The sequence below is a fragment of the Neisseria sp. P0022.S010 genome (genome assembly GCF_051956635.1).
Genome location: NZ_JBQCXF010000592.1, coordinates 1 through 1,736 on the forward strand (window position 1 = coordinate 1; position 1,736 = coordinate 1,736).

The following is a 1,736-nucleotide window of genomic DNA, read 5'->3' on the forward strand; positions in this document are numbered from 1 at the left end:
GTTGCGTATTAGATGGAATTATAGCAGATTTCAACCTTGTCCAATCACTGCAAAAAAACCTTTGCAAAACTTAAGGCCGTCTGAAACTTTGCTTGGTTGAATCCCCCTGCCGCAAACGTTAAAATGCTTGTTTTTTAAGACAACAAATTGTTTCACATCACGGATTCTAAGGAATAATCATGACTACATTTCAAATTGCGCGTGCCGACGGGAAAACGCTCGAAATCCAAGGCAAAATGGCCAACCGCCACGGCTTGATTGCCGGTGCGACCGGTACGGGGAAAACCGTTACACTGCGCCGCATGGCGGAAGCCTTCAGCAGTGAAGGTGTCCCTGTATTCTTGGTCGATGTCAAAGGCGATTTGTCGGGCATCGCGCAAGCCGGTGCCAACAGCGGAAAAGTGGGCGAACGCATTGCCGAGTTTGGTTTGGGCGAACAATGGCTGCAAAATTTCCCCGTGCGCTTTTGGGATGTTTACGGCGAAACCGGTATTCCCGTACGCGTCACCGTTTCAGAAATGGGTCCTATGCTTTTGGCACGCCTGATGAATCTGAACGACACGCAAGAAGGCCTGCTCAACCTCGTGTTCAAAGTTGCCGACGACAGAGGCTGGCACATTCTGGACTTAAAAGACCTGCGCAGCATATTGAAACACGTTTCCGACCACGCTTCGGAATACCGCACGCAATACGGCAACGTTTCTGCCGCCAGTATTGGCGCGATTCAACGCCAACTGCTGACTTTGGAAAACGAAGGCGCAGAAAAATTCTTCGGCGAACCTTCCCTCAACCTGCAAGACTGGATGCAAACCGACAACGGCAAAGGCATCATCAACATCCTTAACTCCGAAAAACTGATGCGTTCGCCGCGTATGTACAGCGCGTTTTTGCTGTGGATGCTGGCAGAATTGTTTGAAACCCTGCCCGAAGTCGGCGATTTGGACAAACCAAAATTCGTGATGTTCTTCGACGAAGCGCATTTGATGTTCGACAATGCCGCCAATGCGCTGGTCGAACAAATCGAACAAGTCGTGCGCCTGATTCGTTCCAAAGGCGTGGGCGTATATTTCGTCACCCAAAACCCGCTCGACTTGCCCGATACCATCCTCGGCCAACTGGGTAACCGTATACAACACGCCCTGCGCGCCTTCACACCGCGCGACCAAAAAGCAGTTAAAGCCGCTGCCGAAACCTTCCGCAGCAACCCAAATATCAAAGTTGCCGAAGCGATTGCCGAACTCGGTGTCGGCGAAGCCCTCGTTTCCTTCCTCGATGAAAAAGGTATGCCCGAGCCGGTAGAACGCGCCCTCATCCTGCCGCCGCAATCCGCCCTGACCCCGCTTGCCGCCGAAGAGCGCAACCGCTTGTTCCAAAACGATGATTTGTATCCAACCTATAAAGACATGGTGGACAACTACTCCGCTTTTGAAGCATTGGCCGAAGTAGATAGCCAGGCTGCCGCTGAAAAAGAAGCCGCAAATGCCGCTAAAGAGCAGGAAAAAGCACAAAAAGCCGCAGAAAAAGAAGCTGCCAATGCCGATCCCGGCATCCTCGGCGGACTGATCGGCGGTTTGAGCGGCGGACGTAAAAAATCCGGCCAAGGTTTGGGCTACAACGTTGCCGACGCCATCGGCAGCCAAATCAACCGCCAAGTAACCAACGCCATTTCACGCAGCGTAATGGGCATTATTAAAAATATGTTCAAATAATCAGCCTGCAAACATACTGCCTTTATT

1 protein-coding gene is annotated in these 1,736 nt (G+C 51.5%); it reads left to right on the top strand.

The features are described from left to right. The first annotated feature begins 179 nt into the window (after nucleotides 1-179). Nucleotides 180-1,709, top strand: a complete 1,530-nt coding sequence (locus tag ACTHUT_RS19735) for a helicase HerA-like domain-containing protein (protein ID WP_440419519.1) — start codon at nucleotides 180-182, stop codon at nucleotides 1,707-1,709. Nucleotides 1,710-1,736: the final 27 nt, after the last annotated feature.